Annotated in this window: 23 protein-coding genes; 17 read left to right on the top strand and 6 right to left on the bottom strand. The window is 64.8% G+C overall.

The window, feature by feature from the left end; genetic code table 11:
* Positions 1–5: 5 nt before the first annotated feature.
* The 5 genes from mutS (at position 6) to AC097R_RS08430 (ending at position 8094) form a co-directional block, all read left to right on the top strand.
* Complete coding sequence (mutS, locus tag AC097R_RS08450) at positions 6–2603, top strand: DNA mismatch repair protein MutS (protein ID WP_479597639.1); 2598 nt, start codon at positions 6–8, stop codon at positions 2601–2603.
* Between the two features lie 335 nt (positions 2604–2938).
* The gene (locus tag AC097R_RS08445) at positions 2939–3766 is read left to right on the top strand and encodes a proteasome-type protease (protein ID WP_479597638.1); all 828 of its coding nucleotides are present in this window, start codon (positions 2939–2941) and stop codon (positions 3764–3766) included.
* A gap of 11 nt (positions 3767–3777) precedes the next feature.
* Positions 3778–4581: an alpha/beta hydrolase gene (locus tag AC097R_RS08440; RefSeq protein WP_479597637.1), complete on the top strand. Its 804-nt coding sequence runs from the start codon at positions 3778–3780 to the stop codon at positions 4579–4581.
* 9 nt (positions 4582–4590) lie between these two features.
* A complete protein-coding gene (locus AC097R_RS08435) occupies positions 4591–6384 on the top strand; it encodes a sensor histidine kinase (protein ID WP_479597636.1) in 1794 nt (597 codons plus the stop codon).
* A gap of 3 nt (positions 6385–6387) precedes the next feature.
* Entirely contained in the window at positions 6388–8094 is a 1707-nt protein-coding gene (locus tag AC097R_RS08430) for a putative bifunctional diguanylate cyclase/phosphodiesterase (RefSeq protein WP_479597635.1), read from the top strand.
* 21 nt (positions 8095–8115) lie between these two features.
* Here the strand turns inward: AC097R_RS08430 and AC097R_RS08425 are convergent, their stop codons facing one another.
* The 4 genes from AC097R_RS08425 to AC097R_RS08410 all read right to left on the bottom strand — a co-directional run bounded on the left by AC097R_RS08425 (position 8116) and on the right by AC097R_RS08410 (position 12593).
* The gene (locus AC097R_RS08425; protein WP_479597634.1) at positions 8116–8949 is read right to left on the bottom strand and encodes an undecaprenyl-diphosphate phosphatase; all 834 of its coding nucleotides are present in this window, start codon (positions 8947–8949) and stop codon (positions 8116–8118) included.
* A 68-nt stretch (positions 8950–9017) separates the two neighbouring features.
* A complete protein-coding gene (locus AC097R_RS08420; RefSeq protein WP_479597633.1) occupies positions 9018–10253 on the bottom strand; it encodes an ABC transporter permease in 1236 nt (411 codons plus the stop codon).
* Positions 10250–10978: an ABC transporter ATP-binding protein gene (locus tag AC097R_RS08415; RefSeq protein WP_479597632.1), complete on the bottom strand. Its 729-nt coding sequence runs from the start codon at positions 10976–10978 to the stop codon at positions 10250–10252. The genes AC097R_RS08420 and AC097R_RS08415 overlap by 4 nt, the downstream gene beginning before the upstream one ends.
* Before the next feature lie 10 nt (positions 10979–10988).
* The gene (locus AC097R_RS08410; protein ID WP_479597631.1) at positions 10989–12593 is read right to left on the bottom strand and encodes an efflux RND transporter periplasmic adaptor subunit; all 1605 of its coding nucleotides are present in this window, start codon (positions 12591–12593) and stop codon (positions 10989–10991) included.
* Between the two features lie 160 nt (positions 12594–12753).
* Between AC097R_RS08410 and AC097R_RS08405 the strand changes: the two genes are divergently transcribed.
* The 10 genes from AC097R_RS08405 (at position 12754) to AC097R_RS08360 (ending at position 21057) form a co-directional block, all read left to right on the top strand.
* Positions 12754–13278 (top strand): DUF6622 family protein, encoded by a 525-nt coding sequence (locus AC097R_RS08405; RefSeq protein WP_479597630.1) that lies wholly within the window; start codon positions 12754–12756, stop codon positions 13276–13278.
* A 36-nt stretch (positions 13279–13314) separates the two neighbouring features.
* Positions 13315–13728, top strand: coding sequence for a DUF2306 domain-containing protein (locus tag AC097R_RS08400; protein ID WP_479597629.1), 414 nt, complete (start codon positions 13315–13317; stop codon positions 13726–13728).
* Between the two features lie 20 nt (positions 13729–13748).
* Positions 13749–14795 (top strand): alpha/beta hydrolase family protein, encoded by a 1047-nt coding sequence (locus AC097R_RS08395; RefSeq protein WP_479597628.1) that lies wholly within the window; start codon positions 13749–13751, stop codon positions 14793–14795.
* A gap of 32 nt (positions 14796–14827) precedes the next feature.
* On the top strand, positions 14828–15124 hold the full coding sequence (locus AC097R_RS08390) for a 2TM domain-containing protein (RefSeq protein ID WP_479597627.1): 297 nt from the start codon (positions 14828–14830) through the stop codon (positions 15122–15124).
* 7 nt (positions 15125–15131) lie between these two features.
* The gene (locus AC097R_RS08385) at positions 15132–16193 is read left to right on the top strand and encodes a sensor histidine kinase (protein WP_479597626.1); all 1062 of its coding nucleotides are present in this window, start codon (positions 15132–15134) and stop codon (positions 16191–16193) included.
* Positions 16190–17017, top strand: a complete 828-nt coding sequence (locus tag AC097R_RS08380; RefSeq protein ID WP_479597625.1) for a LytR/AlgR family response regulator transcription factor — start codon at positions 16190–16192, stop codon at positions 17015–17017. The genes AC097R_RS08385 and AC097R_RS08380 overlap by 4 nt, the downstream gene beginning before the upstream one ends.
* 24 nt (positions 17018–17041) lie before the next feature.
* Entirely contained in the window at positions 17042–17758 is a 717-nt protein-coding gene (locus AC097R_RS08375; RefSeq protein ID WP_479597624.1) for a substrate-binding periplasmic protein, read from the top strand.
* A gap of 163 nt (positions 17759–17921) precedes the next feature.
* A complete protein-coding gene (locus AC097R_RS08370; RefSeq protein WP_479597623.1) occupies positions 17922–19082 on the top strand; it encodes a branched-chain amino acid ABC transporter substrate-binding protein in 1161 nt (386 codons plus the stop codon).
* A gap of 28 nt (positions 19083–19110) precedes the next feature.
* Positions 19111–19701, top strand: coding sequence for a hypothetical protein (locus tag AC097R_RS08365; RefSeq protein WP_479597622.1), 591 nt, complete (start codon positions 19111–19113; stop codon positions 19699–19701).
* A 219-nt stretch (positions 19702–19920) separates the two neighbouring features.
* The gene (locus AC097R_RS08360) at positions 19921–21057 is read left to right on the top strand and encodes a branched-chain amino acid ABC transporter substrate-binding protein (RefSeq protein WP_479597621.1); all 1137 of its coding nucleotides are present in this window, start codon (positions 19921–19923) and stop codon (positions 21055–21057) included.
* Between the two features lie 86 nt (positions 21058–21143).
* Here the strand turns inward: AC097R_RS08360 and AC097R_RS08355 are convergent, their stop codons facing one another.
* Entirely contained in the window at positions 21144–22268 is a 1125-nt protein-coding gene (locus tag AC097R_RS08355) for a DUF2157 domain-containing protein (RefSeq protein WP_479597620.1), read from the bottom strand.
* A 60-nt stretch (positions 22269–22328) separates the two neighbouring features.
* On the opposite strand from AC097R_RS08355, the gene AC097R_RS08350 reads away from it, so the two are divergent.
* Both AC097R_RS08350 and AC097R_RS08345 read left to right on the top strand, forming a co-directional pair.
* A complete protein-coding gene (locus AC097R_RS08350; RefSeq protein ID WP_479597619.1) occupies positions 22329–23291 on the top strand; it encodes a glutaminase in 963 nt (320 codons plus the stop codon).
* Between the two features lie 92 nt (positions 23292–23383).
* Positions 23384–24295 (top strand): substrate-binding periplasmic protein, encoded by a 912-nt coding sequence (locus tag AC097R_RS08345; RefSeq protein ID WP_479597618.1) that lies wholly within the window; start codon positions 23384–23386, stop codon positions 24293–24295.
* On the opposite strand, the gene AC097R_RS08340 is transcribed toward AC097R_RS08345, so the two are convergent.
* Positions 24276–25208, bottom strand: a complete 933-nt coding sequence (locus AC097R_RS08340) for a diguanylate cyclase domain-containing protein (protein WP_479597617.1) — start codon at positions 25206–25208, stop codon at positions 24276–24278. The two genes, AC097R_RS08345 and AC097R_RS08340, sit on opposite strands and share 20 nt — an antisense overlap.
* Positions 25209–25260 lie beyond the last annotated feature (52 nt).

Below are 25260 nucleotides of genomic sequence, written 5' to 3'. Positions count from 1 at the left end.
CCCGCATGACCGTGCCCGACCCGCAACACACCCCCATGATGCAGCAGTATCTGGGTCTCAAAGCCCAGTACCCCGGCACCCTGCTGTTCTACCGCATGGGGGATTTTTACGAGATGTTTTATGCCGACGCCGAGAAGGCTGCGCGGCTGCTGGACATCACGCTGACGCAGCGCGGCCAGTCGGCCGGCCAACCCGTGGTGATGGCCGGTGTGCCCTTCCACGCGATGGAAGGCTACCTGGCCAAGCTGATCCGCCATGGCGAGTCGGTGGCCATCTGCGAGCAGACCGGTGAGGTCGGCGTCAACAAGGGGCCGGTGGAGCGCAAGGTGGTGCGCGTGGTCACCCCCGGCACGCTGACCGATGCCGAGCTTCTGAACGAAAAGTCTGAATCCATCCTGATGGCGGTGCACCAGGGCCCGCGCAACCGTTGCGGCCTGGCCTGGCTGTCGGTCACGCAGGGCGTGGTGTTCCTGGCCGAGTGCGCACCCGACGAGGTGAATGGCTGGATCACCCGCGTGGCGCCCAGCGAGCTGACCTACAGCGCAGGCTGCACCACCGCCTTTGAAGACCGGCTCAAGCGCCTGCGCTCCACCAGCAACGCGCTGTACCTGACGGCGCGGCCCGAATGGCAATTTGACAGTGCGCTCGGCCAGCGCAAGCTGCTGGACGCGCTACAAGCCGCGAGCCTCTCCAGCTGGAACGCGCAAGACTTGCCGCTGGCCCACGCCGCCAGTGCCGCACTGCTGGGCTATGCCGAGCACACCCAGGGCCGTGCGCTCACCCACATCCACAGCGTGCAGGTGCAGCGCAACGACGCGCTGATCGACCTGCCCACCACCACGCGCCGCAACCTGGAGCTGGTGCAGACGCTGCGCGGCGAAGACAGCCCCACGCTGTTCAGCCTGCTGGACACCTGCATGACCGGCATGGGCAGCCGCATGCTCAAAAGCTGGCTGCTGGAGCCCCAGCGTGACCGCACCGAGGCCCAGCACCGGCTGCAAGCCATTGGCATGCTGCGCAGCAACCTGTGGCAAACCCTGCGCGGCCAGCTCAAGGGCTGTGCCGACGTGGAGCGCATCACCGCCCGCACCGCGCTGCGCCAGGTCCGCCCGCGCGAACTCGTGGCGTTGGTGGTGACGCTACAAAAAACAGAGCTGCTCGCGCAACATCTACGGGGGCTAGAGGGCTATTTGGCCCATATCGCAGAGCATTTACTGCCGCCAACCGACGCCACCGCCCTGCTGGCCCGCGCCATCGACCCCGAGCCCGCTGCCCTGGTGCGCGACGGTGGTGTGATTGCCGGTGGCTTTGACGCCGACCTGGATGAGCTGCGCGCCATCCAAACCAACTGCGATGCCTTTTTGCTGGACCTGGAAGTGCGCGAGAAGGCCCGCACCGGCATTGCCAATTTGCGCGTGCAGTTCAACAAGGTGCACGGCTTCTACATCGAGGTCACCACCGGCCAGGTGGACAAGGTTCCCGACGACTACCGCCGCCGCCAGACGCTGAAGAACGCCGAGCGCTTCATCACGCCCGAACTCAAGGCCTTTGAAGACAAGGCCCTGAGCGCGCAGGAACGCGCCCTGGCGCGTGAAAAGTATTTGTTCGAGCAGGTGCTGGACCAACTACAGGCCCACATTCCGCAGCTCACGCGCGTAGCCCGTGCGTTGGCCGCGCTGGACGCGCTGTGCGCACTGACCGAGCGCGCGCTCACGCTGGACTGGAACGCCCCGCAGTTTGTGGCGGAACCCTGCATCGATATCGAGGCCGGCCGCCACCCCGTGGTGCAGGCGCGGCTAGCCGAGCTGAGCAGCGGCAACTTCATTGCCAACGACTCGCGCCTGGGTGCCCGCCAGCGCATGCAGATCATCACCGGCCCCAACATGGGCGGTAAGTCCACCTACATGCGCCAGGTCGCCATCATCGTGCTGCTGGCCAGTATGGGGAGCTACGTGCCGGCCAAGGCCTGTCGCCTGGGGCCGATCGACGCGATCCACACCCGCATTGGCGCGGCGGATGACCTGGCCAACGCCCAGTCCACCTTCATGCTGGAGATGACCGAGGCCGCACAGATTTTGCACAGCGCCACGCCGCACAGCCTGGTGCTGATGGACGAGATTGGCCGCGGCACCAGCACCTTTGATGGTCTGGCGCTGGCATCGGCCATTGCCACCCAACTGCACGACAAGACCCAGGCCTTCACGCTGTTTGCTACGCATTACTTTGAGCTGACCGAGTTCCCCGCCACGCACCATGCATCCATGAACGTGCATGTGAGTGCGGCCGAGGCGGGGCGCGACATCGTGTTTCTGCACGCTATCGAACCCGGCCCGGCCAGCAAGAGCTACGGCGTGCAAGTAGCCCGCCTGGCCGGCATGCCCGCCGCCGTGCTCAACCATGCCCGCCACACCCTGGACGCGCTGGAGACTCACGCCAGTGAGTCGCAAGCGCAGGTCGACCTGTTCGCCGCACCACCCGCTATAGAAACAGTACCTGCCAGCGCAGTGGAGACGGCGCTTGCGGGCATTAACCCCGATGCGCTGAGCCCGCGGGAGGCGATGGAGGCGCTGTACCAATTGAAGGCGCTGGCCAGCAAGGCTTAGCTCTTTCGCTCCGGGTGGGGCAGGCATTGGGTATTCGGCTAGCGCTCATACGCCTGGCTTTTTGAAATCACGCTAGCCGAATACCCCATACCCGCTGCTACTGCGTCACGTTCACCTCCGGAAAGGCGAAAGCGTTCACGCAGCGCCAACGGCGCGTCCCGTGAACCCCATGTCTTCCCCGCGCAGGGGTGGGCGGCGCGGGTCTGGGGGCGATTTCAAAAAGCAAGGCGTATGAGCCCCCAGGCCCGCGCCGCCTGCCCCTGTGCGGGGAAGACTGCCCACCGCAGCCAACACACCCCCGATACACTCTAGCCTTTGCCCCACCGAACCAGACAATGACCTACTGCGTCGCCATCAAACTCAACGCCGGCCTAGTGTTCCTCTCCGACTCGCGCACGAACGCAGGACTCGACCAGATCAGCACCTTCCGCAAGATGATCGTGTACGAGAAGCCCAACGACCGCTTCATGGTCTTGCTCTCGGCGGGCAACCTCAGCATCTCGCAGTCGGTGCGCGAGATCTTGCAGATCGAGCGGCTCAAGGACCACGAGGCCGATGAAGGCACCACCATCTGGAACGCCCGCAGCATGTTTGACGCTGCGCGCGTGCTCGGCTCGGCCATCCGCAAGGTGCAAGAGCGCGACGGTCAGGCGCTCAAGAATGCCGGTGTGGACTTCAATGTGTCGCTGATTTTTGGCGGCCAGATCCAGGGCGAAGGCATGCGCCTGTTCCAGGTGTATTCCGCCGGAAATTTCATCGAAGCCACGCCTGAGACGCCTTACTTCCAGGTCGGCGAATCGAAGTACGGCAAGCCCGTGCTGGACCGCGTGATCACGCCCCAGACCCCGCTGGACGAAGCCGCCAAATGCGCGCTGGTGTCCATGGACTCCACGCTCAAGTCCAACCTGTCGGTGGGCTTGCCGCTGGACCTGGTGGTGTACGAGGCCAACAGCTTTCAGACCGACAAGGTGGTCTGCATTGACTACAACAACCCCTACTTCGCCATGTTGCACGACAGCTGGGGCCAGAAGCTGCGCGAGGTGTTTGACAGCATCGAAGACCCCATGTGGTCGGGCGAACAGACCAACGTGCCGCTGCTGGTGCCCTCCACGCGCAGCCTGCCACTCAAGAAAATCACCACCCCTGACGAAAAGCTGATTTAGTCCGGTTCTTGATGTCCACCCTCGTTTTCTCCCACGCCAACAGCTTTCCTGCCAGCACCTACAAGGTGCTGTTCAAAAGCCTGCGCGCGCGCGGCTATGCCGTGAAAGCCATCGACAAATACGGCCACGACCCGCGCTTTCCCGTCACCGACAACTGGCCCCACGTGGTGCAACAGCTGGTCGAATACGCCACGCGCGTGGTGGACAAGGTGGGCGAGCCGGTCTGGTTGGTCGGCCACTCACTGGGCGGCTTCCTGAGCCTGATGGCTGCCGCCCGCCACCCCGAGCTGGCCCAAGGCGTGGTGCTGATTGACTCGCCCATATTGGGCGGCTGGCGCTCGCAAGTGCTGGGCCTGGCCAAGACCACGCAGCTGGTGGGCTCCATCTCCCCCGGCGCGGTGAGCCGCCAGCGCCGCCACCACTGGCCCAGCGTGCAGGCCGCGTTTGAACACTTCCAGCACAAAAAAGCCTTTGCCAAATGGGATGCGCAAGTGCTGATGGACTATGTGGATGCGTTTGCCAAGGACGCCGATGGCAAGCGCGTGCTGGCGTTTGACCGCGCGGTTGAAACCGCCTTCTACAACACCCTGCCCGACAACCTGGACCGCCTGCTGGCGCGCCACCCCCTGAAATGCCCGGTCACCTTCATTGGCGGCGACCAGTCGGCCGAGATGAAGCAGGTGGGCATGGCCATGACCGAGAAGGTCACCAAGGGCCGCATCATGATGCTGGACGGCAGCCACCTGTTTCCGATGGAAAAGCCGCTGGCCACCGCGGCTGCCATCGAGGCAGCGCTGCGCAACATGGCGCACTGACGCAGAGCCATGAGCAGCACCCCGCAAGCGCAACTGGACCTGCTGCAACAGCAGCTCCAGGCCTTGCAGGCAAAGAACGATGCACTGCAGGCAGCGCTGGACGCGCAGCAAACCCAGGCCGACCAATGGCTGGAACAACGCACCCGCGAACTGCAGCGCGAAGCACAAGAACAAAAGAAGGCCGAGACCCTGCAACGCGTGTTCTACCGCATTGCCGAACGTGCCACGGCGGGCCTGCCGTTCTACGATTTTCTGAAGGCCGTGCACGACTTGCTGGGCGAGCTGCTCTATGCCAAAAACTTCTATGTGTGCCTGTGCCACCCTAGCGACAACACGGTGGACTTTCCCTACTACGTGGACGAAAAAGACGGTGACACCATGCAGCGCAACGGCGTGCCCCGCAGCCGTGGCATGACCGAATTTGTGCTGCGCACGGAAGTCCCGCAGCTGATTGATGCGCAGCGCTTTGTGGCCCTGCAGGAGTGCGGCGAGATCACCGAAGCCTCGGGCGACCTCACCTTCACCACCTGGCTAGGCGTGCCCATGAAGGTCGAAGGCCGCATCAACGGTGCGCTGGTCGTGCAGGGCTATGAGGATGGGGTTGCGCCCTACTCCGACGCTGACGCCGACATCCTGGTGTTTGTGGCCAACCACGTGGGCGCCGCCATTGAGCGCTACCAGGCGATTGAGGCCATGCGCAGCTCCGAGGCGCGCTACCGCCTGGTGATTGAGAACGTGGGCGTGGGCGTGGTGGTGGTGCAAGACGGGCGCATGGTGTTTGCCAACCCTAGCATGGTGCGCATCGTCGGTCACCCGCTGGAGTACCTGTTGTCGCAACCGTTCACGGCCACCATCCACCCCGACGACATGCCCGCCGTGCTGGACCGACACCAGCGCCGCCTGCGCGGCGAAACGGTAGAGGCCCACTACGGCTTTCGCGTGCTCACACAGCAGGGCGAGGAACGCGCACTGGAACTCTCGGCGGTGGTCATCCAATGGAACCAGCGCAATGCCACATTGCTGTTTGTGGTGGATGCCACGGCCCGCCTTCAGGCCGAGCAAAGCCAGCGCCAGGCGCTGCAGCAGCAGATTGCGCTGAACGACATGAAGACGCGCTTCATCGCCATGGCCTCGCACGAATTCCGCACACCGCTGGCCACCATCCACGGCTCGGTGGAGCTGCTGCAGCACTACAACGACCGCATGCCTGCCGACAAAAAACTGCTCACACTGCAAAAGATCGACGACGCGGTAGAGCGCATGACCCACATGCTGGAGAACGTGCTGGTGATTGGCCGCACCGACGCTGGGCGGCTGGAGTTCAAGCCCCACGCCGTGGGCATTGCCACCTTTTGCCATGCGCTGGTGGACGAGATGCGCAACGCCATGGCACGCCAGCTGGCCCAAGTAAGGCTGCACCTGGACCTGCCGCCAGTGGAGCGGTTGTATTGGCTGGACGACACACTGATCCGCAACATCGTGGGCAACCTGCTGTCCAATGCCGTCAAGTACTCGCCCCAGGGCGGCACCGTGCTGTTTGCCGTGCAAGAGCTGGACGGCGCGCTGGTGTTCACCGTGCGGGATGAGGGCATTGGCATTCCCGAGGCCGACCAGGCCCAGCTGTTTGCGAGCTTTCACCGCGCCAGCAATGTGGGGCCGATTGCCGGCACGGGCCTGGGCTTGTCGATTGTCAAAGAAGCGGTGACCTGCCACTTGGGCCAGATCGCGGTGCACAGCACTGTGGGCCAGGGCAGCACCTTCACCGTCACCCTGCCCACCCGCCGCTGCACGGCCGAGGACTAGCCCATGAAAATCCTGATCGCTGAAGACGAACCCGCGCTGCGCGAAAACCTGCAGTGGATGCTGGAGCTGGAGGGCTACGAGGTGATGGCCGCGCGCAATGGCGCCGATGCCTATGCGCAGGCCCAGGCCAACCGGCCCGACCTGGTGCTGACCGATGTGATGATGCCCGAGATGGACGGCTTTGGCCTGGTGCGCGCGCTGCGCGAAGACGCGCGCACGGCCACCATTCCCATCATCATGCTGACCGCCAAGGCCGACCGCGCCGATGTGCGCGCGGGCATGAACCTGGGTGCCGACGACTACCTGACCAAGCCCTGCCGGCGCGACGAGCTGCTGGAAGCCGTGCAGGCCCGGCTGCAGCGCAGCAGCAGCCTGGAGGAAGCCGCACAGCGCCTGCAGACCGAAACCCGCTACGCCATGCAGATCGACTCGCTCACGGCGCTGCCGGGGCGCGACCTGTTTGAGCAACTGCTGACCACCGCGCTGGAGCACCACAGCAGCGTGGCCCTGCTGTGCCTGGGGTTGGATGGGTTTGCAAAAATCAACGAATCGCTGGGCACTGGCGTGGGCGACTTGGTACTGCGCGAAGTGGGCAAGCGCTTGAACCTGTTCTCCGCCGAATGGCCCCAGCCCACGTTGCACGACGGCGTGGGCCGCATCGGTGGCGACCAGTTTGCCTTGTGCATGGGTGGCCTGGCAGATGAGGCCGCGCTGGACCAGCGCGCCACCGAACTGCTGCGCCGCCTGGCCCTGCCCTACCAGGTGAGCGGCCACACGCTGTACCTCACGGCCTGCGCGGGCGCCAGCCTGTACCCCAGCCAAGCCGACAGCCCGCACGCGCTGCTGCTCAACGCCGAGTCGGCCCTGCACCATGCCAAACCCAATGGCCCAGGCACCTACCTGGTTTTCGACGCTGCCATGAACCGCCAGGCCGCGCGCAGCTTGCAGATCCACAACGAGCTGCACCACGCCATGGGCCTGGGTGCGCTGCAGGTGTACTACCAGCCCCAGATCCGCATTGCCACCGGCGCGGTGGTGGGCTTTGAGGCGCTGCTGCGCTGGCAACACCCCACGCTGGGCTGGATCTCCCCGGCCGAGTTCATCCCCGTGGCCGAGCAGAGCGGCATCATTGTGCAAATCGGCCAGTGGGTGATGCACACCGCGGCCGCACAGGCCGCGCAGTGGCTGGCACAGGGCCACCGCGGTTTTCGCATGGCGGTGAATTTGTCGGCGCGCCAGTTTGCTGGCAAAGACCTGCCCAAGCTCGTGGCCCAGGTGCTTCAGGACACCGGCCTGCCGCCCGAGGTGCTGGAGCTGGAAGTGACCGAGAGCATGGCGCTGCAGAGCGTGGCCTCCACCTTGAGCACGCTGCACGCCTGCAAGGCGCTGGGCGTGAAGCTGGCCATGGACGACTTTGGCACGGGCTACTCCAGCCTGGCCTACCTCAAGCAGTACCCGCTGGACGCGCTCAAGATTGACCAGGCCTTTGTGCGCAACATCACCCAGGACCCGGGCGACGCCGCCATCACGCGCGCCATCGTGGCCATGGCGCACAGCTTTGGCATGACCGTGATTGCCGAGGGGGTAGAGACCCCCGCGCAGCTGGAGTTTTTGCGCGGCCTGCAGTGCGAGGAATTCCAGGGCTACCTGTTCAGCAAACCAGTGCCCGCGGACGAAGCCGTGAAATGCTTTGGCGGCTACCGGGGCTAGGCCCGGCGCCGCACCCCGGTCTTAGGCGGCCCAGGTCACCCAGCCGGTCCAGGCGGTGACCAGCACCACCACCCCAAACACGATGCGGTAGTAGGCAAAGCCCACAAAGCTGTGGGTGGAGATGAACTTCAGCAGCCAGCGCACGCACAGCCAGGCGCTGATGAACGAGAACACCAGGCCCACCCCAAACAGTGGCATGTCGCTCAGCGCCAAGAGCGCACGTTCTTTGTACAGGCTGTAGACACCCGCACCAATGAGCGTGGGAATGGCCAGGAAGAACGAGAAGTCGGTGGCCGCTTTGCGCGACAGGCCCAGCAGCATGCCGCCGATGATGGTGGCGCCACTGCGGCTGGTGCCGGGCACCATGGCCAGGCACTGCACCAGGCCCACTTTCAGCGCGTCCAGCGCGCTCATGTCGTCCACGTTGTGCACGCGCACGGCGGTGCCGCCGGCGGCTTGGCGTTTCTCGGCCCAGAGGATGATGAAGCCACCGACGATGAAGGTCGTGGCCACCACGGCGGGGGTGAACAAATGCGCCTTGATGGCCTTGCCAAACAGCAGGCCCAGCACCACGGCGGGCAAGAAGCCAATGAAGACGTTGAGCGCAAACCGCTGCGCCTGCTTCTGGTTGGGCAGGGCCACCAGCGTGTCACGGATTTTTTGCCAGTAGACCAGGATGACGGCAAAGATGGCGCCGGTCTGGATGGCAATGTCAAACACCTTGGCCTTGTCATCGTCAAAGCCCAACAGCGAGCCTGCCAGGATCAAATGCCCCGTGCTCGAAATCGGCAAAAACTCCGTCAGCCCCTCGACCACACCCATGATGGCGGCCTTGATCAGCAATGCAATGTCCAAAACGTTCTCTCCCGGTTTAACAACAAAATAGGCCTCTAGCCCCCGTATTATCTGCGCGAGCAGCTCACTTATTCATAGCGCAGCGCCTGAATCGGTAACAGTTTGGAAGCGCGCCGCGCGGGATAGTAGCCAAAGAACACGCCCACAAACCCCGAAAAACCCACGGCCAGCAGCACCGCCCACAGGCTGAGCGACACCTGCCACCCGGCAAACCGCCCCACCCCCCAGGTGGACGCCGCGCCCAGCGCCACGCCAATGGCGCCGCCCAGCACACTCAGCGTCACCGCTTCTATCAAGAACTGCGCCAGGATGTCGCGCCCGCGCGCGCCCACCGCCATGCGCAGCCCGATCTCGCGCGTGCGCTCGGTCACGCTGACCAGCATGATGTTCATGATGCCGATGCCACCAATCACCAGGCTGATGCCGGCCACCGCGGCCAGCAGCAGCGTCATCACGCGGCTGGACTCTTCCTGCGCCTGCAAAATTTCTGTGAGGTTGCGCACCACAAAGGGATCGTCGCCGCCCTCCTGCACCTTGAAGCGCTGGCGCAGCAGGTCCTTGATGCTGTCCTCCACGGGCTTCATGTCCTGGCCCTCACGCACCTTCACGCTGATGGCGCCCACGCGTTTCAGGCGGCTGGTGGCGTCGCCGCCCCAGATGCGGTTGCGCAGCGTACCCAGCGGGATCATCACCACATCGTCCTGGTCCTGCCCCATGGAGTTTTGCCCCTTGGGCGCCAGTACGCCAATCACGGTGATGGGGATATTGCGCACCCGCATCACCTGCTCCACCGGGTCCTGCTCGCCAAACAGCTCACGCGCCACGGTGGCGCCTATCCACGCCACCTTGGCCGAGCCGGACAGTTCGGCCGCGTCAAACACGCGCCCGCTGGCCAGCGGCCAGTCGCGCGCCTCCAGGTAGTCGTTGTTCACACCGACGATGCTGCTGCCCCAGTTGCTGTTGCCAAACACCAGTTGCCCGCTGGTGCGCGATGTGGGCGCCGCCACCTGCACCTCGGGAATTTCCAGCGCGATGGCCAGCGCGTCCTCTTCGGTCAGGCGCTGGCGGGTTTGCGCGCCCAGGCGCACCCCGGCCTGCGACACGCCACCCGGCAGCACCAGCATGATGTTGGAGCCCAGGCCCTTCATCTGCTCCTGCACGCGGTTGGTCGCGCCCTGGCCCACCGCCACCATGGTGATGACGGCGGCCACGCCAATGATGATGCCCAGCATGGTGAGGATGCTGCGCAGCGTGTTGGCAGACAGCGAACGCAGCGCGCTGCGCAAAGCGGCCAGCAGGTTCATAGCGGTTTGGCCTCCACGGCTGCGGCACGCGCGGGCTGCTGCACATCCTCCACCATCAACCCGTCCTTGAACACCAGCCGGCGCCGCGCCCAGGCGGCAATGTCGGCCTCGTGCGTGACCAGCACCACGGTCATGCCCTGGCCATTCAAATCGGTCAGCAGCTGCATGATGTCTTCGCTGGTGTGCGAGTCGAGCGCGCCCGTGGGCTCGTCGGCCAATATCAGTTGCGGGTGGTTCACCAGGGCGCGCGCAATGGCCACGCGCTGCTGCTGCCCGCCCGACAGCTCGGCCGGTGTGTGGCTGCTGCGCTGGCCCAGGCCCACGCGCTCCAGCGCGGCGCGGGCCCGCTGCTGGCGCTGGGCGGCAGGCACCCCCGCGTAGACCATGGGCAGCTCCACGTTCTCCAGCGCGCTGGTGCGCGGCAGCAGGTTGAACTGCTGGAACACAAAGCCAATGCGCCGGTTGCGGATGCTGGCCAGCGCGTCTGCGGTCATGGCCTGCACGGCCTCGCCCGCCAGGTGGTAGGTGCCGGTGCTGGGCTGGTCCAGGCAGCCCAGGATGTTCATGAGCGTGGACTTGCCCGAGCCCGAGGCACCCATGATGGCCACCATCTCGCCCTCGGCAATGTCCAGCGACACACCGCGCAGCGCGTGCACCGTCTGGTCACCCATGGTGTAGGTCTTGGTGAGGTCGCGCGCGGCAATCAGCGCGGTGGCGGTAGTCATGCGCCGTGCCTCAAAACGGGGGGCGTGGGCCGGGGCCCTTGGCACCGGCCGCGGCCTGTGCCTTGATGCCGATGATGACCTCGGCGCCCTCTTTCAGCTCGCCGTTCGCCACGTTCGGGCCCAGCAGCAGCTCGGTGCTGCTGCCGTCCGACACGCCCAGGCGCACATTCAGCGCCTTGGGCTGGCCCTGCTCGTCCAGCACATAGACGCGGCCACGCGTGGAGGTGCGGCCCGCGCTCTCGGCCACCAGCGCACCGTAGCGGGTCTTCTGCTCCGGCGTCAGCACCTCGCCAATGCGGGCACGGATGTCGGCCATCAGGCGGTCGCGCGCCTTGGGGCGTTCCTCGGCAGGCAGGTCACGCAGCGCGCCAAACTTGGGCCGCGTCTCGGCATAGATGGCGTCTACGCGCGTGGTTTGTTCTTCGTTGAGCTTGAGTTCAGCCACCAGCCGGTTGCGGAACTCGGTGCCCGGGCCACCTGCGGGGCGGCCACCGGCCGTGGCCTCGGCGGCGGGTGCACTGGCTGCAACAGCGGGGGCAGACGCGGCCCCCTGCGGCACCGCCGGCGCCTCTACGCCCGCAATGCGCATGCGCAGCGCGGCGTTGGGCACCTTCAGCACGCTCTCGCGCTGGTCGGTCACCACGCGCACATTGGCCGTCATGCCGGGCAGCAGCTTGCCGCCCACATTGGAGAAGCCCACGATGGCCACATAGGTCACCACGTTGGCCACATTGGTGGCGGCCTTGCGCACCTGGCGAATCTCGCCGTCAAAGGTCTGGCCCGGGAAGGCGTCCACGGTGAAGCTGGCCTTTTGCCCGGTCTTCAGCCGGCCCACATCGCTCTCGTCGATGGCGGCTTCCACCTGCATGTCCGACAGGTTTTGCGCAATCACAAACAGCTCGGGCGCCTGCAGGCTGCTGGCCACGGTCTGGCCACGCTCGATGGCGCGCTTGATGACGATGCCGTTCACGGGCGAAGTGATGCGCGTGCGTGCCAGGTCAATGCGGGCCTGGGCCAGCGCGGCGTCGCGCTGCGCCACATTGGCCTGGGCGGTCTTCACCTGCGCCTGGGCCACGCCCACCTGGGCCTGCACCGCCTTCAGCGCCTCGGTGCTGGTGTTGACCAGGGCCTTGGACTTGTCCGCCTCGCTCTGGGCGATAAAGCCCTTGCTCACCAACATCAGGTTGCGCTCATGCGTGCGCCGCGCCTCGTCCAGGTCCACCTGGGCGCGCGACACCTGGGTCTGCGCGGCCAGGGCATTGGCCTGGGCCGTCAGCACCGCGGCGCGGGCGGCGTCCACATCAGCCTGGGCGCTGCGCACCCGGTATTCAAAAGTCTCGGGGTCGATCTGGGCCAGCAGCTGGCCAGCCTTCACCTCGGTGTTGAAGTCCACCAGCAGGTCACGGATCTGGCCACTGACCTGGGTGCCCACGCTGACCTGCGACACCGGGCTGACCGCGCCGCTGGCCGCCACCGTGGCCTGCAGGCTGCCGCGTGCGATCGGTGCAGTGCGGTACTCCACCTTGCTGGCATTGCCCTGCTGCACCCACCACCAGCCGCCACCCGCCAAGGCGACCGCCAACACGGTGCCCGTTGCTATCAGTTGTCTTTTCATGCCCCGATTCTAGAAAGCTGCTGTGACGGCCGCGCCACCTGGCTGCATTTCGCGCCACGCAAACCGCATTTCGTCGCAAACCGCTGGGCGCGGCCGGTGCCCATCGGCACAGTCGCTCCTGTCTTGATTCACCACCCACCGCATTGAAAGGGAACACACCATGGCACACAGCATCTTCTCCGGCACCCCCACCTGGGTCTGGTTTCTTCTGGTCGCACTGGCCTGGCTGGGCCTGCGCCAGACCCTGACCCAAACCGCAACCCTGCGCCGCGTGACGCTGATGCCGCTGGCCTTGGTGGCTCTGTCCCTGTATGGCACGGTCACCGTGTTTGGCGACCAGCCCCTGGCGCTGCTGATCTGGGCCAAGGCCGCAGCCACCACCGCCTTCCTGGTGCTGCGCCGCCCGGTGGCTGCCGGCACCCGCTTTGACCTGGCCCGCCAAACCTTCACCCTGCCCGGCACCTGGGCCCCACTGGCGCTGATGATGACCATCTTCTGCACCAAGTACGCGGTGGGTATCACCAACGCCGTCAACCCCGCCCTGCTGCACAGCACGGCCGTGGCCCTCAGCGTGAGCGCCATCTACGGCCTGAGCAGCGGCGTGCTGATCGGCCGGGCCCTGCGCCTGTGGCGCCTGGCCATGGCCGCCGACGCCGCCTGGCATGGCCAAGCTGCCGCCGCCTGATTCCCCGCCCCCACCCACGACCCACAGGAGCCCACCATGCAACTCACCCCCGTCATCGCCATCCACATGACCACCGCGTTGGCCGCGCTGGCCGTGGGCCCCGTCGCACTGTGGGCGCGCAAAGGTGCCACCCAGCGCCCCCGTCTGCACCGTCTGGCCGGCTACACATGGGTCGTGCTGATGGTGGTCACCGCACTGTCGGCCCTGTTCATCCGGGACTTTCAGCTGCCCAATATCGCGGGCTACACACCCATCCACCTGTTTGTGCCCGTGACATTGGTGGGCCTGTGCGGGGCATTCTGGTTCCTGGCGCGCAAAAACATCCGGGGGCACCGCACGGCCATGCAGCAGCTCTACTTCGGTGCCTGCGTGGGTGCCGGGGCTTTTACGCTGCTGCCGGGCCGCTACCTGGGCCAGTTGGTCTGGGGCCAGTGGCTGGGCCTGGTTTGACCTTGAAAGGACACCGTTCCATGTACTCCCGTCTTTCCCTGGCCCTGGCCAACGTCACCCTCTTCACCGCGGCCGCAAGCGCCCAAGCCGGCATGGGCCTGACCGAGCTGCCCGGTTTGCAGGGCGATGGCCCAGTCACCGTGTTCTACCCCACGGCCGCCGCCGAATCCCCGGTGCAGCGCGGCCCCTTCACCCTGTCAGTGGCGCAGCGGGCCGAGCCCCAGCGCGGCAATGGCCACCTGGTCATCATCTCGCACGGCTCAGGCGGCGCGCCCTGGGTGCACACCGACCTGGCCCGCGCGCTGGTGGAGGCCGGCTTCACCGTGGCCCTGCCCGAGCATGCGGGTGACAACTACAAAGACACCAGCACCCCCGGCCCGCAAAGCTGGCGCATGCGCCCGGCCGAGGTGTCGCGTGCCATCGACGCCCTGGCGCTGTCGCCCCGCTTTGCGCCGCTACTGGCGCTGGACCAGGTGGGCGTGTTCGGCCAGTCCGCGGGCGGCCACACGGCGCTCAGCCTGGCCGGGGGCCAGTGGTCGCCCCAGCGCTTTCTGGCGCACTGCCAGGCCCATATTGCCGAAGACTTCAATGCCTGCGTGGGCACCTTCACCCGACTAACCGGCAGCTGGTTCGACGGTTTGAAGAAATCCGTAGCACTGGGCGTGCTGCGCCAGCGCTTTGACGACCCGCAGCCCGTGGCCTACAACGACCCGCGCATCGTGGCGGCCGTAGCCGGGGTGCCCGCCGCGGCGGACTTTGACCTGGAGACGCTGCGCGCGCCGCGCATTCCTTTGGGTTTGGTTACCACCGGGCAAGACATGTGGCTCACACCGCGCTGGCATGGCGAGGCCGTGGCCCAGGCCTGCACCGCCTGCGAACGCATTGCCCACCTGCCCGAGGCCGGCCACAACGCCATGCTCTCGCCCTTGCCGCCGGCCCATGTGCTGGGCAGCGTAGAGGCCGTGCTGCTGGCCGACCCGCCCGGGTTTGACCGCAGCACGCTGGGCGCGCTGGACCTGCGCATCACCGCGTTCTTCCGCCAGCACCTGCTGACCGCGCCACAATAAGCCCTGCAGCCCCCTCTAGAATGCGACCCACTATGCCCACCCCCCTGAGCCCCGAAGAGATAGACCGCCTGGCGCGCAAGCGCGCGGGCGCCAAGCTGGGCTGGTACATCCACGCCACGGTGTATGTGCTGGTCAACCTGCTGATCTTCTCCATGTCGCAGTACGCGTTTGGCACACGGCCCTGGTCGCTGGGCCCGTTGCTGGGCTGGGGCCTGGGCCTGGTGTTGCACGGCATCTCGGTGTTTGTGCTGGGCCGCGGCAGCAGCCTGCGCGAACGCATGGTGCAGCGCGAGCGCGAGCGCATCGAACGTTCCCAACGCGGGCTCTGACACCGCCATGCGCATCGATGGCATCAACAAGCTGCAGCACCTGCTGCAGACCTGGGCCTTCAGCCTGGCCATTGCCACCCTGCAGTACGCGTTCCAGCCCGAAAAGCCCTATGTGCCGCTGGTGGCGTATTCGCTGGCCATTGGCACGTTCATCTGGGCCATCATTGACCTGGGGCGGCACTTCTTCCCCTCCGCCGCCGAGACCGGCTGGCCCTTGGGCGCACCCGGCTTTCTGCTCATGGGCGGCGGCATTGTGGCGGGCTACTTTCTGGGCAACCTGCTGGCCGACACGCTGTGCCGCACCTTTGGCTGGTACGCGGGCTACCCGATTCCTGACCGCGCGGTGGACCTGCGCAACAGCATCCTGATTACCCTCACCGCAGGTTCGGCCGGCACCTACTACTTCTACACCCTGAACAAGAGCGCCTACCTGGAGCGCAAGATGACCGAGGCGCGCCACCTGGCGGCCGAGGCCCGTCTCAAGCTGCTGGAAACCCAGCTGGAGCCGCACATGCTGTTCAACACACTGGCCAACCTGCGCGCCCTGATTGGGGTGGACCCGGTGCGCGCCCAGACCATGCTGGACCACATGATTGCCTACCTGCGTGCCACACTGAGCGCCTCGCGCGCCACAGGCACCGACGGCGGCCACACGCTGACCGACGAGTTTGCCCGCCTGCAGGACTACCTGGAGCTGATGAAGATCCGCATGGGCCCGCGCCTGCAGTTCACGCTGGAGCTGCCCGAGGCGCTGCGCACCCACCCCGTGCCACCGCTGCTGCTGCAGCCGCTGGTGGAAAACAGCATCCAGCACGGGCTGGAGCCCAAGGTAGAAGGCGGCAGCATTGCCATCCGCGCCGCGCAAGAAGGCGGCCTGCTGTGCCTGGAGGTGACCGACACCGGCCTCGGCGCCCCCGAAGTGCTGCAGTCCCGGCCCGGCCACGGCTTTGGCCTGCAACAGGTGCGTGACCGCCTGCTGACCACCTTTGACACCCTGGGCACTATGGAATTGATAGCGGCTCCCGCAGGGGGTACGCGGGTCCGCATCACTTTTCCCCTCCAACCATGAGCCAGCCCACCGCACTGATTGCCGAAGACGAGCCGCTACTGGCCCAGGCCCTGCAGGCCGAGCTGGCGCGCGCCTGGCCCGAACTGCAAGTGCTGCAAACCGTGGGCGATGGCCATTCCGCCGTAGATGCGGCGCTGGCGCAGCAGCCCGATGTGCTGTTCTTTGACATCCGCATGCCAGGCCAAAGCGGCCTGGAGGCGGCGGCCGAGCTGGCCGATGCCTGGCCAATAGACGCCAGTGCCAAACCCTTCCCCGCGCTGGTGTTTGTCACCGCCTACGACCAGTACGCCGTGCAGGCGTTTGAAGCCCAGGCGGTGGACTACGTGCTCAAGCCCGTGCAGGCGGCCCGGCTGCAAAAAACAGTGTCAAAACTGCAGCTAGCCCTCGCCAAACCTGCGCCAGCCGCTATCAATTCAGAAGCAAACCTGGAAGCCACCCTGGCCCAGTTGCGCGGCCTGCTGGCGCGCGAGGCCACGGCCAGCGCTCCCGCTTCGTCCACGCCGCTGCGCGTGCTGCAGGCCAGCGTGGGCAGCAGCATCCGCATGGTGCCGCTGGACGAGGTGGTGTTTATTGAGGCGGCGGACAAGTACCTGCGCGTGCTGACCGCCAGCCACGAGTACCTGCTGCGCACCCCACTCAAAGAACTGCTGCCGCAACTGGACGAGCAGGTGTTCTGGCAGATCCACCGCGGCACGGTGGTGCGGGCCCAGGCCATCGACACCGTCACCCGCGACGAGGCGGGCCGCCTGGCCTTGACCTTGCACCAGAGAAATGAAAAACTGTCCGTGAGCCGGCTCTATGCCCATCGCTTCAAGGCGATGTAGGCGCCGGCCCACGGAGGGAGACTTATGACACCCGACACCGGGCGCAAAGTGGTGCTTGCGGCGCTGCTTGGGCTAGGCCTGCTGCCCGCCAGCTGGGCGCAGCTGAAATTTGCCACTGCGGTGGAGCCACGCTTTGCCCGCACCATGGCCGAGCAGGTGCTCACCCAGGCCTACCAGCAGCTGGGCATGAAAGTGGAATTTGTGCCCCTGCCCATACGCCGCGGCTATGCCATGGCCGCCACCGGCGAGCTGGATGGCGTGACAATTAGCGTTGCCGACAGCCTAGACCCCGCCCTCTTCAAGCTGGAAGTGCCGGTGGCCGTAGAAGAAACTGTGGTCTACACCCTGAACAAGCAGTTCAAGGTGGCGGGCTTTGCCTCGCTGCAGCCCTACACCATTGGCCACATTGCCGGCCTGCGCTACTTTGAGACCCACCTGCAAGGCATGAAAGTGGACACCGCGGTCGATCTGGAGACCTTATTTCGCAAACTTGCGCTGGGCCGCACCGACATCGCGCTGGAGACCCGCTCCAACCTGTGCCGCCTCAAACCGCTGAGCCTGACGCAGATCGTGATTCTGGAGCCGTCGGTTGAGGTGGTGCTGGGCCACCACTTTCTGAACCAGAAGCATGCCGAGCTGGCCCCCAAGCTGACCCAAGTGCTGCGCAGGATGGAGACCGAGGGCAGCATCAAGAAAATCCAGGCCGCAGCGCTCAAGGAATTCCAAGCCCAATGCGGCTGACGCGGACCGCCGGGGGTCAGGAAAGTACCGGTTCATGCAAATCGCGCATGAACCCGAAGAAAATGGACATGCGCCGCTACGGGTAAACCACGGGGACTTGGCATATCGGTTGCTTAGGCTTGCTCCCTACAATCGGCCCCTTGTCCTCACAGGAACTCCCCATATGCAACTGAATCTCTCGCGCCGCAGCGCTGTGCGCCTGCTGGCCTTGTCTGCTGTTCTCACCTCGGCCCTGTTGCAGGGCTGCGACTCCACCCCCTCGGTCATCAAGATTGGTGTGGCCCAGCCGCTCACCGGAAACCTGGCCGCTTTGGGCCAGGATTTGCTCAACGGCGTGAACCTGGCCGTGGAAGAACTCAACAAGGAAGGCTACAAGGTCAAGGGCAAGACCGTGACCTTTGAAGTGGTGGCCGTGGACGACCGCGCCAACGCCGACACCGGCAAGGAAGTGGCCCAGCAGCTGGTAGACGCCGGTGTGGTGGCAGTGATTGGCCACCTGAACTCGGGCGTGAGCATTGCCGCCGCCCCCATCTACGCGGCCAAAAACATTGCCGAACTCTGCATCTGCACCAACCCCAAGTTCACCCAACTGGGCTTTGACACCACCTTCCGCCTGGTCGGCAACGACAATTTGCAGGCCAAGGCTATTGGCAGCTACTCGGCCTCGCAGTTCCGCGGCACCAAGGTCGCGCTGCTGGACGACGGCACCCCCTACGGCAAAGACCTGGCTGCCGGTGCGGGCGTACAGCTCAAGGCCGCCAAGAAAGAAATCGTGCTGCAGCAGTCGTTTGACGACAAGACGACCAAGTTCGAAGAAACCGCCGCCAAGATCAAGAGCGCGGGCGTAGAAATCGTTGTGTCCACCCTGAACGACTTTCAGGTGCTGGCGCTGCTCGAAGCGCTCAAGGCCATCAGCTACACCGACATCAAGGTGCTGGGCGGCGACACCATCAAGACCACGCTGATGCTCAAGGGCACGGGCATGGTCAGCGGGCTGTATGCCACCTCCCCCAGCCTGGAAGCGCGTGAATTCACCGCCGGTGGCGCCTTCCTGGACAAGTACCGCGCCAAGTACAAGATCGAACCCGCCTACGCCGGCCACTACACCTACGACGCCATGTACGTGCTGGCAGCCGCCATTCGCCGCGCCGAATCGGCCAAGCCCAAGGACATCGTGACCACGCTGCGCAAGATCGACGGCTACGCACCTGTGACCGGCTCCATGAAATGGGATGACAAAGGCGAACAGCGCTACGGCGTGATTGGGGTGTACAGTGCCAATGGCGGGCTGTGGGAATCCCAGATGCGCTCGGATTCCTGGTAAGCCCTCCTGCCCCGAGGAGACACACGGCATGACGATTCGCTACACCACAGTGCCCAACACCTTGCCAGAGAGCAAGATGCGCCTGTACCCCACCAAGGTGATCAACATCATCGGTGGGCCGGGTAGCGACAAGTCCCTGTTCTCCTCCGCCATCATCCTGTTCCTGAACCTGCACCACAAGACGGTGGAGACCATCCCGGACTACGCCAAGTCGCTGGTCTGGCAGCAAAACTTTGAAGTGCTGAAGAACCAGTACTTCATCGCCCAGCGCCAGTACGAGATGCTGAACCTGCTGGACGGGCAGGTGCAGTACCTCATTACCGAGTGCTCATTGCCCCAGGTGCTGTACTACAACGAACACTACCCCGAGAACATCTGCGACATCGCCAAAACGCGGGCGCAGATTCTGGAGTGGTACCGGCAGCACAACAACGTGAATATCCTGGTGGAGCGCGGCGAGAAGAAATACGTGCACACCGGCCGTTTTCAGGATGAAGAGCAGGCCCGCAATGTGGACCGCGGCCTGCGCGCCACCCTGATCCATGAGGGTTTTCCATTCACGGCCTTGCAGCCGGACGTGGCAACCATCAACGCATTTGCCCAAACATTGCTCGAATAAGCGCGCACTATGCGCGTGCACACAAGAAGGAGAAGCACCAAATCAAGACGCCTGCCAAGGCCCCCCATTCCCGTTTCTGGGAGTAATGCAATTCATGTCTCATTAGAGATTTGAATAGTAGGCTCGTATCAGTGAAAGCCTTATGCTCATGGCACAGGACTTGCGCTAATGTTCGCCCCGGTGAGAAATTTATTCACACTTTTTTAATTTGGAGTTTCTATGAAGTTGAAAATCGTTGCAGCCGCAGCCATCGCTTTGTCTACTGGTCTGGCATTCGCTCAAAACGCGGTTGTCACCATTGCCCACGTTGGTCCTACCAGCGGTGCGATTGCCCACTTGGGTAAGGACAACGAAAACGGCGCCATCCTGGCCGTGGAAGAACTCAACGCTGCTGGCGTGACCATTGGCGGCAAAAAAGTCACCATCAAGCTGATGACTGAAGATGACGCTGCTGATCCCAAGCAAGGCACTGCAGTTGCTCAAAAGCTGGCTGATGCCAAGGTTTCTGGCGTGATCGGTCACCTGAACTCCGGTACCACCATCCCTGCTTCCAGCATCTACTCCGAAGCCGGTATCCCCCAAATCTCCCCCTCCGCTACCAACCCCAAGTACACCCGTCAAGGCTTCAAGACAGCCTTCCGTCTGGTGGCTGATGACACCCAACTGGGTGGCACACTGGGCAAGTACGCTGTGAAAGAACTGAAGGGCAAAGCCATCGCCGTGATCGACGACCGTACTGCGTACGGCCAAGGCGTGGCACAAGAGTTTGCCAAGGCTGTTGAAGCCGCTGGCGGCACTGTGGTTGCCAAGGAATTCACGACCGACAAGGCCACTGATTTCTCCGCTATCCTGACCACCATCAAGGGCAAGAAAGCTGACGTCGTGTTCTTCGGTGGTATGGACGCCGTTGCCGGCCCCATGCTGCGTCAAATGAAGTCCCTGGGCATCAGCGCCAAGTTCATGGGTGGCGACGGCATCTGCTCCACCGAACTGGTTAAGCTGGGTGGCGACGCGATTGCTGACAACCAAGTCTACTGTGCTGAAGCCGGTGGCGTGGAAGGTCAACAAAAGGTCGGCATGGAAGCCTTCAAGACCAAGTTCAAGGCCAAGTTCGGCTCTGAAGTTCAAGTGTACGCACCCTACGTGTACGACGGCGTGAAGGTCATGGTTGCTGCCATGGTCAAGGCCGGTTCTTCTGACCCCGCCAAGTACCTGCCCGTGTTGGCAGCTACCAAGGACTTCAAGGGCGTGACAGGCAACATCTCCTTTGATGCCAAGGGCGACATCCTGAACGGCGCGTTGACTCTGAAGACCGTCAAGGGCGGCAAGCTGACCGACCTGGCCGTGATCCGTTAATCACCGCACGTCTCTGGGCAACGCGAGTTGCCTTGAAACAAAAAAGCGCACTGCCTGCAGTGCGCTTTTTTTATGCCCGCCTGTTGTCAGCTGCGTGGCTGCAAGCCCGCCGGCACATAGCGCGCCAGCCGCGCCGCAATGGCCACCTCGTGCCGCTGCCACCAGACACCCAGCGCCACCACCCCCAGGCCCAAGAGCGTGAGCGCCAGCGGAAACAACAGGCTGTCGCGGAACACCTGGTGCGACAGATACCCCAGGTACAGCGCCACACCCAGCGCGCCAAACACCGTGAACACGCGCCGGCCGATGGCCGCACCCAGCAGCACCAGCACCACGTTGATCAGCGCGTAGATCGCCTTGCCCCACGGCGAACCCGAGTCACTCAGGCTCAGGCCGCTCCAAAACATGGTGGTGCCAAAGATATAGAGCCAAAAGGCAAAGTCCTGCCGCCACTCGGCCGTGTGGGACAGGCGGCTGCGCACATCCACCCACATCGCCAGTGCCACCGTGCCTATGCCAAACACCAGCGACACATCGCGCGTGAATTCCCACTCCCAGCCGTGATCGGTCAGCAGCGCGTTGGCCACATCCATGCTCATGTACCAGAGCGTCACCGCCAGCGGCATGACCATGAAGGGCAAGCGGTAGCGCCACAGCATCACCACGCCCGCGGCCAGCGTGGCAAATTCCAGCGTGAGCCAGCGCCAGTCAATGCGCGTGTGGTAGCTGGAGAACGAATCTGGCCCGCCCGGTGGCCACAGCCCGGCCACGCTTTGCGCACTCCACACCACCAGCGACACCAGGCACACGGCCAACGTGGCCAACAGCCCCGCGGGCACGCGCAGGCCCCGCGCCTTGAAATGGTCCGCCACCTTCAGGCAGGCAATGAAATACGCCACGCCAATGCCCAGCAGCGCAGCGGGCCCCAGCGCCTGAAAGCCCAGGGTCATGAACAGGCTCATGGCGCCGATGGCCACCATGCCGCCAAAGTAATACAGCACATTCACAAAGCTAAACGCTGGCCCCGCGCCCGCCGCCGCCACGCGCTCCAGCGGCAGCGTGCTGTGGGTCAGGGCGTCGCGGCTCCAGCGCCGCCACAGGGTGTCGGCCTGGGTTTGGGTCAGCAGGCCATCGCGCTCGGCCTCCCTCAGGTCCTGGTAGCGCAGCTCAATCACCAGATTTGTGGTGTCGGTGAAGTCTTTGATGTGCATGGTGCATACCTGCTGTGGTTTTGCGCATATGTACCACAGCCAGCCTCCTAGAATCCGCCCATGCAAACCCTTATGCCTGCGACAAGCGCTTCTGCCCTGCCCACCATCCTGGACCAGATCCACACCGATGCCCGGGCCCTGTTCGGCCAGGGCCGGGTGGCCAGCTACATTCCCGCGCTGGCCGAAGTGCCGCCGCAGCAGTTCGGCATAGCGGTGGCGCTGGTGGACGGCAGCACGTTCAGCGTGGGCGATGCGCACACCTCGTTCTCGCTGCAGAGCATCACCAAGCTGTTCGCCTTTGTGCTGGCGCTAAAGACTGTGGGCGACGACCTGTGGCAGCGCGTGGGGCGCGAGCCCTCAGGCGCGGCGTTCAACTCCATGGTGCAGCTGGAGACTGAAAAAGGCATTCCGCGCAACCCCTTCATCAACGCGGGCGCCCTGGTCATCACCGACATCTTGACCACGCGCTATGCCCACCTGGACTACGCGCTGTTAGGCGCCCTGCGCCGCCTGACCGACGACCCCGACCTGAGCTGGAACGCGCGCATTGCCAAGTCGGAGCGCGACACCGCGCACCGCAACATGGCCATGGCGTATTTCATGAAGAGTTACGGCAACTTTGTGAACGACCCCGAGCTGGTGCTGGACAACTACTGCCGCCAGTGCGCCACTGAGATGAGCTGCGCCCAGCTGGCCCAGGCCACCATGTTTTTGGCCAACAACGGCCGCGACCTGGGCCGCGACGGCAAGCCCGACGAACAGTTTCTGGCGGCCGACGACGCCCGCCGCGTGAACGCCCTGATGCTGACCTGCGGCGCCTACGACGCTGCGGGCGACTTTGCCTACCGCATAGGCCTGCCGGTCAAAACCGGGGTGGGCGGTGGCATTGTGGCCATAGCGCCCGGCATAGGCACCGTGGCCGTGTGGGCGCCCGAGCTGGACGCCAAAGGCAACTCGGTGCTGGGCGCGTTTGCGCTGGAGCAGCTGGTGCTGCGCACCGGCTGGAACCACGGCCAGGCCTGAAAACTCACAAAAAAGGCGTGCATTGCGCCGCCGTTTGGTGCAAGCTGTAGCCATAAGAAAGAGACAGGGAGCAACGTCGTTGGAGTGTTCCTATGTCTACCGGTTCAAGCGTCCAGCGCTGGGCCACACGCACCAGCCGTGTTCTGGCCAGTTGCACCCTTGCCTGCCTGGCAGCGCTGAGCGCCTACCCCGCGTGGGCCGGCAAATTCACCGTCGTTTACTCGCGCGAAATCCCCGAGGCCGATAGCCGCCTGGAATACCCCGTGCGCCTGCTGGAGCTGGCGCTGAAAAAGTCCGGCCATGAATACGAGATGCGCTCCTACCCCCGCCCCATGCCGCAAGGCGCGGCGCTGGGGCGCCTGGCTACGAACGCGGGTATCAACGTGGTGTGGAGCATGACCTCCAAAGACCGCGAAGACCAGCTGCTGCCCATTCGCATTCCCATCGACAAAGGCCTGTTTGGCTACCGCATCGCGTTTGTGCGGGAGCAAAACCGCGGCGTCATCTCCGGCGTGAAAGGGCTGGACGACCTGCGCATGTTCACGGCTGGCCAGGGCCACGACTGGCCCGACACCGAGATCTTGCAGAGCAACGGCCTGAAGGTGACGACCAGCACCGCCTACGAGGGCCTGTTCGCCATGCTGCAGGCCGGGCGGTTTGACTACTTCCCGCGCTCCATGCTGGAGGTTTGGGACGAAACGGACAAGGCCAGCAAACAGCAGCTGGTGGTGGAAGACAAGGTGTTGCTGCACTACCCCACGGCCATTTACTTCTTTGTGAACAAACAAGACATTGCACTGGCCCAGGTGATTGAAACGGGGCTGAACCGTGCGATTGCGGATGGCAGCTTTGACGCGCTGTTTTACGAGCGCTTTGGCGAGGTCATCAAGCGCTGCAACCTGCGCGGCCGCATGTCTATTGCGCTGAACAACCCGCTGCTGCCGCCCGACACGCCCCTGGCCCGCAAGGCCCTGTGGCTGGACATCAGCGCGTTGCCGAAGTAGCAGCCCACTCCAGCCGGTTACGGCCGTTGGCCTTGGCCGCGTACACCGCGTGGTCGGCCCGGCGGATGTTTTCTATGGCGTCCAGCCCCGGCTCCAGCAGGGCCACGCCGGCCGAGCAGGTGTAGCCAAAGCCCGGCAGATCGGGCAGCGGCGCAGAGGTGCGCACCATCTCCAGCACCCGGTTCACGATCTGCGTGAGCGCCGTGGGCTCGATGTTGGGGAACAGCAGCATGAACTCCTCACCGCCCAGGCGGCCAAAGCCGTCCTCGCGGCGCAGGGTGCTGGCCACCAGCCGGGCAAAGTGCGTCAGCACCAGGTCGCCCGCGTGGTGGCCGTGGGTGTCGTTCACGCGCTTGAAGTGGTCCAGGTCCAGCATCACCACGCCGCAGGGCTGGCCCGCGGTGCGCAGCTGCTCCAGCCGCTGGTCTAGCTGCTGCAAGATATGGGCGCGGTTGCTGATGCCGGTGAGCGCATCGGTCTGCGCCGCACGCAGCGCCCCGTCACGCGCCAGGCGCAGTGCGCGCTCGCTGGTGCGCATGGCGGTAATGTCAAACGCCACGCACAGCATCCAGCCCTGCGCGTCCACCGTCTCGGTCATGTAGATCCAGCGGCCATCGGTCAGGTCGGTTTCAAACGCGCGAAACGGCAGCTTGCCCCGGCGCGATTGGGCCGAGGTCAGCCAGGCATCAATGTCTGAGGTCTGGATGGCGGCGCCCACGCCCTCGTCGTAGCTCTTGCGCATCAGCGTCAGCCAGGTCATGGGCTGGTCCGCGGCAATGCCAAAGCCCTGGCGAAACGCCGGGTTGGCGTAGCGCAGCAGGTCGGTCCCGTCAAACAGCGCCACCAGCAGCGGTGTCTGTTCGTACAAGCGGGCCACGTGCTCCACATGGGCATCAACGGATGAGGACGGCATGGTCCAGCAGGCTCCTGCAAAAAGCGGTGGAATGGTTTCGTCCCCAGTGTAA

This window comes from Rhodoferax sp. ZS1R25 (assembly GCF_056521335.1).
This window is presented reverse-complemented; position numbering and strand designations above follow the sequence as displayed.